We start from the raw sequence: 7,510 nt of genomic DNA, 5'->3' as shown, positions 1-7,510 counted from the left end.
CCGAAAACACCAGAGAAACCAGTAGAGCCACAGGAACCAGAAGACTCTAAAGAACCAAAAGAAACGGAAAAAGCACCAGAAAAAAGCAATGACAATGTTGGTAAGAAATTGCCGAAAACAGCAACAAATATCTTTAACGTTGCTTTAGTTGGGCTAGGTTTGATCGCACTAGGATTCTTCCTTTATAAAAGAAGAAAACGTATGACTGAGTAAAACAATAATGAAAGATGCCTCCATTCCTTATGAGTGGAGGTTTTTTTTATTACTATAGGACTTTTTTTGATTTTTCCACTATATCTTGTAATAGAGTAATCAAACAATATATATTAAGATAAAGTATAAGCAATGTGAAAGAGGTAATCTTGTTTATGTCGATTAAGCACTTAGTTAGATTCCTATCTTATTTTAGCTTTGTTTAGATGGTATGGTTATTTTTGATAGAAACTATACATACATTTTACGGGACCTGCGTATATAGCCTATTAATTAAGGTGATCGTTTAAAAGAAATAAAAGCAGGGAATGAAAAGCAGTAAAATGACAAGTAAACTAACACAATTGCTTTCGTTAAAGGAGGGAATGAAATTGTTTTCAAATTACGGAAAAATTAGTACGGAGTTATATGATTTCACAAAGCCTGTTGGAACTTCAATCAATGGTGATATCGAATACTATATGGAAAGATTAAAATCTGTTAATGGCAAGGTTCTTGAAGCGGGAGTTGGTACAGGAAGATTTATTATCCCATTACTTGAAGAAGGATTTACGGTTGATGGTGTTGATTATTCAAATGAGATGTTACAAATTTGTAAGGAAAATTGTAAAGAACGAAAATTGAAACCAAATTTGTATGAAGCAAACTTAGAAAGTCTCCAATTACCGTCCAAGTATGAAGCGATAGTAATGCCGACTGGATCTTTTTGTTTAATTGATGGTCGGAAAGATGGAATGACAGTATTAAACAATTTTAAGGATCATTTGGAAATGGGTGGTCGGCTGATAATAGACTTGCTTTTACCATATGACTTTAAAGAAGGAGAAATAGAAACAGATGTATTTACACTACCTAATGATGAAGGGATAATACTAGAAAGAAGATCAGATAAGATCGATTGGATCAATCAAACAACGACGACTTATTTAAAATATGAGAAATGGAAACTAGGGAAACTGATTGATACTGAACTACAAAAGTTTCCTTTGACATGGTATGGAATGGAAGAGTTTCGATCCATCTTAAAGAGCCTCGGTTTTATCAATATTACTTGTTCTTCAAACTATGTATTTGAAAGATATCCAGTCGCATCCAATGAAATAATAACATTTGAAGCCGAAAAAGGATAAGTACTTAGGTATAAGTGAATACCTTATTATTGATTAAAAAACAGTAATGGAAAAATATAGAACCTTACCAATGTTTCTTGGCAAGGTTCTTTGTTCGATCTGTTAAGAGATAGATTTTACCTTATTGTTTCATGAAGCTAAAAAAGGATTCATAAGCAGTGACAACTTGCTGGTAATATCCTACTAGTTTATCCCAAACAGTTGACTGCAATGTTGGTTTTTCAGCTACGTCATCGCCATTAGCAGGTTCCTCAGCATCTTCTTCAACATTAGAGTCATCCGCTACGTCATCGCCATTAGCAGGTTCCTCAGCATCTTCTTCAACATTAGAGTCATCCGCTGCGTCCTCGCCATTAGCAGGTTCCTCAGCATCTTCTTCTACATTAGAGTCATCCGCTGCATCCTCGCCATTAGCAGGTTCCTCAGCATCCTCTTCAACATTAGAGTCATCCGCTGCGTCCTCGCCATTAGCAGGTTCCTCAGCATCTTCTTCTACATTAGAGTCATCCGCTGCGTCCTCGCCATTAGCAAGTTCCTCAGCATCTTCTTCTACATTAGAGTCATCCGCTGCATCCTCGCCATTAGCAGGTTCCTCAGCATCTTCTCCTACATTAGAGTCATCCGCTGCGTCATCGCCATTAGCCGATTCCTCAGCATCTTCTTCCCCAGGATTAGGCTCTTCAGTCGCGTCATCCCCATTAGCTAGTTCACTTGTAACTTCATCATTTGCATTAGTTGTCTCTTCACCTGGTAAAATAATACCGAGATGATCTCTTATAAGAAAATTATAGTAGTCTATTAAACTGTCAAAATTTTCTATAATAGACTTATATACATTCTCTTGTTCCTCTGTTATAATATTGGTATCGGTTGATTGGTCGGCTGGCGTAGTATCTTCATTGATATTCTCGTCCGCTGGCCTTTCTATTTCTTCATTATTATCAGTATCTTCATTCTCGTCCGCTGGATCTTCCGCTGACTCGTTCTCATCTCCAGGTTCCTCAGCATTTTCATTCTCGTCTACTTGTTCTTCTGCTGACTCGTTTTCATCGCCAGTTTCCTCGGCATCTTCATTCTCGTCCGCTGGATCTTCCGCTGACTCGTTCTCATCTCCAGGTTCCTCAGCATTTTCATTCTCGTCTACTTGTTCTTCTGCTGACTCGTTTTCATCGCCAGTTTCCTCGGCATCTTCATTCTCGTCCGCTGGATCTTCCGCTGACTCGTTCTCATCCCCAGGTTCCTCAGCAATATCATTCTCATCTGCAGGTACTTCTACAGACTCGTTTTCATCGTCAGTTTCCTCGGCATCTTCATTCTCGTCCGCTGGATCTTCCGCTGATTCGTTCTCATCCCCAGATTCCTCAGCATTTTCGTCTTCGTCCCCAGGTGGATCTACTGATTCATTTTCATCATTACCGTCATTTTGTGCTCTTTCTTTCCACTTTTTACTTGCAATTGTCCGCATTATTTTCCCTTTATCGGGAGACGCTGGAACAGTTTTAGCAAAATATGATACTTCGGCACCGTGGTTTCTAAAATCAGGCTCCTTCTCTCCTTCATCAGCAAAAACGGATGGGCCTGTTGCGAACAGTGCAGCTGTTATCATCGATGTTGACATGACAAACGGTAGTATTTTTTTGTTCGTATTTTTCCCTTTTTGAATTGGTTCTTTTCGCAAAAAGATCAAGCTCCCTTCATTATTTAAAATCTGGACTTCTGGCGACAAAAACTACATAAAACTAGTTGCGTAACTCGTATGTACCCCCTCCTTTAAAAGCAAGAGTTATAATATAAGGCAGTATTTTAATATTCGACAATATGCAAATCGAATATTTTAGCAGTGCCTATCTGCTTGTCCATAACTATAACAAAAGAAAATAACAAGTGTATAACAACGAAACTACAAGTTGTTTAAGTTATATTAACCCCCAATGACATGAAAAAGGACGAAATTTACATTATAGATTAAAAAAGTCAAAAATGTTAAAACTGTTTGCCTTCTATTTTCGCGATAATAAAGGATCATAAAAGGCAGGTTCCATAAAAAATAGGAAGAAAAGAATTTTGAGAAAATTACTCAAAATATTACCATTGTAAAGAATGGAAATATGAATAAAATATAGTTAATTTCTTCCATTTAATATGTTGGGTGTAACCGTAAAATGCGAGATTTAGTTAATATGCTACCGCAAGTAAACAATAAAATTTCGTTCATATGGTAAGATACTCAAGCGAAAAAGAGGAGCAATATAAATAGCATAGATATCCAGCCTCATCTGATGAAATCATAGCATTTGAAGTGGAAAAAAACATGAAAATAAAGAACCTCGCCAAAAAAGCTGGCAAGGTTCTTCATTAAATCTCGGTATTTACAGTATTTCTACTATCAAGTAAAGGGTAAATGGAAACAGCTAACTAATTTGCTTTGAAATTGTGTCGCAATGTATTTCCTCAGATACATCGCAACTTACAGGTTATAGCTTCCCTCTTCCTGAAAAATACCGAGATGGTCTTTTATGTGACGTATTATATTGTAAAGGTTTACTTACTTGCAGTCTGTTCAGAAAAAAACAGTATTTTTAATTCCCTTTCGCTCAACTCCCTTTACCAGATGTGATTTTGACGACAAAACTTGTGAAATGATCATAGAAAATATCCCTTCTGTATCACCCTCCCTTAAAAACAGTTTCTCCTAATGATTAGCGTGATGTTTCTTACTTGTAGCAGTGATCAATCTGCTTGTCTTACTATATCAAATGAAAATAACAATCGTATAACAATCAAACAACAAGTTGTTAAAGATATATTTCCTTCTATGACATCACTAACATAAGGAAAAACTAGCCAAATGATTCATTTTAAATCAACAATCAAAGGTCATTTGTCTCATTTTACGTGATTATAAAGGTTCCATTAAAGGGAGGATTCAGATAGAATGACAATGAAGGATCTTAACTGATTTTCTCAAACTGGTTACTTTGTAAAGAGAATTTAAACGTTTCCGTGAATAGAAGCATAACAGGAAAAACATCCTTTTTTGTCAACGCTATTTGTTGGCAAGGGGATCTGTGTGATAAATTAACTTGGTCTTAGATGCGAAAAATATAAGTGTTGAATAAAATGTAAGGGGATATGACTTTGACCTATAAACAATTAAAATGGTTTATTCTATTAATCCCGACAATTACAGTGGGGCTCTGGGAGTATGTTAGACATGAATATTTATTACCTTATATATCGATGGATGTAGGAAATTGGTTAACGCCAGTTATCGTTTTATTTGTTACGTTTACACTGCTCACACGTTTTTTTACTAAACTTGAATTGATGCAAGAACAACTGAAGGTTGAACGGGCGGAAAAAGCTGTTTTAGAAGAAAGAGAACGAATTGCACATGATCTCCATGATGGTATGGCCCAGTCATTATTTTTACTTTCGATAAAGGTAAAACAGTTGGAAAAATTACAAATTGCTGAGAAAGACCAACCGAAATTGGAAGCATTACATAAAAACATTGTTGATATTCATCATTATGTTCGTACAGGGATTGAAAACTTAAGACAACCTCCGCATAAGGATTTACCAGCCCTTGATTCATTCCATACCCATATTAGAAAGTTTGAAAATGAAACGGATATTCATGTAACTAAATCCATCACGATGGATGAAAAGCATCTGACTGCTGAAGAGAAATTTGAGTTAGCAGCATGTGTAGGGGAAGCGCTCGTTAATATTCGCAAGCATGCCCAAGCGACAAAGGTAATCATCCATATGGAAGGTACGGAGAGAGAACGCTATTTAGTAGTGAAAGATAATGGGGTAGGATTTGACCAAGAGGATGCTTTTGAAGAAGATCATTATGGGCTTAAAATGATGGCTGAGCGCTGTAAAAGGATAAATTGGCTATTTAATGTGAAGCGGGAAAATAACTGGACTATTTTGAAGTTTTCACCAAAATAAAGAAAGGGGCTCTTACATGATAAGAATAATGATTGTTGATGACCATCCAATGGCCTTAGAAGGAATGAAAGAGATTTTGAAAGAAGAGCCGACTTTCAAAATCGTTGGGGAGGCAATGACTGGAAAAGAGGCGGTTGAAAAAACGGCAATATTCATGCCAGATTTAATTTTAATGGACATTAATTTACCAGATGTGAATGGAATGGAAGCAACTCGACTTATTAAAAGTACATATCCTTATGTGAAAATTGTCATGGTAACCGTCTCAGACGATATTGTTGATTTATTTGAATCGATCAAAAATGGTGCACAAGGTTATTTGCTAAAGCATGTTGAACATGATTCATGGATTCCTTATTTACAAGCAATCATGAATGACGATGTTCAAATAGATAAACCACTTGCGAAACAAATGCTAAAAGAATTTTCCAGCCATCAACTTATTACAGAAGATAAACGGGACAGCCTTTCGACAAGGGAAAGGGAAATATTAACATGGGTTGCAAAAGGGCTAACGAATAAGGAAATTTCCCTCCGACTAGAGATTTCCGAGTACACGGTAAAGAACCATCTGAAAAACTTATTTCAAAAACTCCATTTAAACAATCGTGTGCAATTAGCAAAATATGCTTATGAGCACGGTTATTTAAAGGACTCGTAATTCTGCTTCGATGGAATTAAAATATAGTTGCTGAAATGTTTCATATAATCCGATTCCACTATATTCATTTATAGGGCCTTTACTTATGACTTCTCCATTACTTAAAAACATTACTTCATCGGCAATTTGTTCAGCAACATGTAAATCATGTGTTGAAAAAACAATGGTTTGTCCATTCTTTTTTGCACGTAACATCATGTCAGAAAATTGTTTTACCCAATATGGATCAAGTCCATTCGTCGGTTCATCCAAAATAAGAATATTTGGCTTTGCTAGAAGTGCTTGGGCTAATAATAACCGTTGGTTCATTCCTTTCGAAAAAGTACCGACTTTTTCATTTACTTTATCAAGCAAGCCCACCTCTTCTAACGTTTCATTCATTCGAGCATTGCTTATTTTTTTAAGCTTTGCATAAAACCGAATCGTTTCTTTAGCAGTGATCGACTTTTGAAATTGAAAATCATCAGGCATATAACCAAATTCATGTTGAAAGCGTAATGTATGATGCTTTTTTGTAAAGCTGTTGATCGTCACCTGACCTGTAGTTGGTTTGATCAGTCCTGTCATCAGTCTAATAAGTGTACTTTTTCCAGCCCCATTCCCACCACATAAGGCTAGAATTTTTCCACAAGTTAGTTGATGATTTAAGGGAGAAAGCAGCTGCTTTTTTCTAACCTTTTTTGAAAGGTTGTTTAGTTCAATTGCAAATTCGTTATGCTCGGCCATTTTTATCGCTCCTATTCCAAATAAATCCACCAATATAAATGGAGGCAACTATCCAACCTATGCATATACCACAGAAAATAACGACTCCATAGCTGCCTGTTGCCCATGTAATCCACTGATCATAATCCGCACCAAAAGCTGAGCCTGCACCAATCCGCATAATGGAAAAAACACGGACGAATTCTGCTGGATTTAAAATAGTTAATACTTGTAAAGTAGGTTGAATCATTTTATAAGATGGCAAATGACTAAGTGTACTAATCATTAACAACGACCAAATGACAATCGTTAAAAACCAAATACCAATACCACCTATAAGTGCCTGCCAACGATTTTTTGCCAAAGCACCGATTAATAATGCAATACTTACATATACAATTGCTAAAATAGAAGAGAACAACCAAAAGAAAATAAGTGTGTCAATACTTAATTGCTGGTTAAATAATACTGTAATGATTCCAGCTAATCCGAAGCTAAATAGGAGCATTGTTAATAGTATCGTTATTAGGCCGATCCATTTTCCCCATAAAAAACGATAGGTGGAGATTGGATAGGTGGAGAGTAATCCCCAATGTCCATCTTCTTTTTCGACTGCTACAGAAAAACTACCCAATAAAAGGGTAATTAACGGTAATAAATATAAGATCATATTCATTACCGTTCCAGTTATATCAGTATACCCTTCAGTCGTTGCGACACCAGACTGTAACAGTAATATAGTAATGGTGAAAATAGACAATAAGGCTAAAAAAGAATAGGTCCATGAGTTTCTAAAGCCTAATTTAATTTCTCTTTGAGCTACCGTGAGGATACGCAACGT

The 7,510-nt window shown here is 36.2% G+C and carries 7 protein-coding genes; 4 read left to right on the top strand and 3 right to left on the bottom strand.

The genetic code is table 11. The annotated features are described in order from the left end of the window. Positions 1-213, top strand: a 213-nt coding sequence (locus DFR56_RS09355; RefSeq protein ID WP_146214273.1) for an LPXTG cell wall anchor domain-containing protein, incomplete at its 5' end; no start/stop codon positions are given. 371 nt (positions 214-584) lie between these two features. Then, positions 585-1,343, top strand: coding sequence for a class I SAM-dependent methyltransferase (locus DFR56_RS09350; RefSeq protein WP_110395163.1), 759 nt, complete (start codon positions 585-587; stop codon positions 1,341-1,343). 121 nt (positions 1,344-1,464) lie between these two features. Here the strand turns inward: DFR56_RS09350 and DFR56_RS09345 are convergent, their stop codons facing one another. Beyond that, complete coding sequence (locus tag DFR56_RS09345; RefSeq protein WP_110395162.1) at positions 1,465-3,021, bottom strand: midas domain-containing protein; 1,557 nt, start codon at positions 3,019-3,021, stop codon at positions 1,465-1,467. Between the two features lie 1,460 nt (positions 3,022-4,481). Here DFR56_RS09345 and DFR56_RS09340 point away from each other — a divergent pair. After that, positions 4,482-5,303: a sensor histidine kinase gene (locus DFR56_RS09340; RefSeq protein WP_158525587.1), complete on the top strand. Its 822-nt coding sequence runs from the start codon at positions 4,482-4,484 to the stop codon at positions 5,301-5,303. Between the two features lie 16 nt (positions 5,304-5,319). Then, positions 5,320-5,964: a response regulator gene (locus DFR56_RS09335; protein WP_110395160.1), complete on the top strand. Its 645-nt coding sequence runs from the start codon at positions 5,320-5,322 to the stop codon at positions 5,962-5,964. On the opposite strand, the gene DFR56_RS09330 is transcribed toward DFR56_RS09335, so the two are convergent. After that, a complete protein-coding gene (locus DFR56_RS09330; protein WP_110395159.1) occupies positions 5,950-6,690 on the bottom strand; it encodes an ABC transporter ATP-binding protein in 741 nt (246 codons plus the stop codon). The two genes, DFR56_RS09335 and DFR56_RS09330, sit on opposite strands and share 15 nt — an antisense overlap. Next, positions 6,677-7,507, bottom strand: a complete 831-nt coding sequence (locus DFR56_RS09325) for an ABC transporter permease (protein WP_110395158.1) — start codon at positions 7,505-7,507, stop codon at positions 6,677-6,679. The genes DFR56_RS09330 and DFR56_RS09325 overlap by 14 nt, the downstream gene beginning before the upstream one ends. Positions 7,508-7,510 lie beyond the last annotated feature (3 nt).

This window comes from Pseudogracilibacillus auburnensis, assembly GCF_003201975.1.
Lineage (GTDB): Bacteria > Bacillota > Bacilli > Bacillales > Amphibacillaceae > Pseudogracilibacillus > Pseudogracilibacillus auburnensis.
The sequence above is the reverse complement of the archived record's forward strand: the minus strand, read 5'-3'. Positions and strand labels throughout refer to the sequence as shown.

Bases quoted from the DNA above. Each gene is read 5' to 3' on its own strand.
- DFR56_RS09335 (WP_110395160.1), top strand. From the start codon at position 5,320: ATGATAAGAATAATGATTGTTGATGACCATCCAATGGCCTTAGAAGGA.
- DFR56_RS09330 (WP_110395159.1), bottom strand. From the start codon at position 6,690: ATGGCCGAGCATAACGAATTTGCAATTGAACTAAACAACCTTTCAAAA.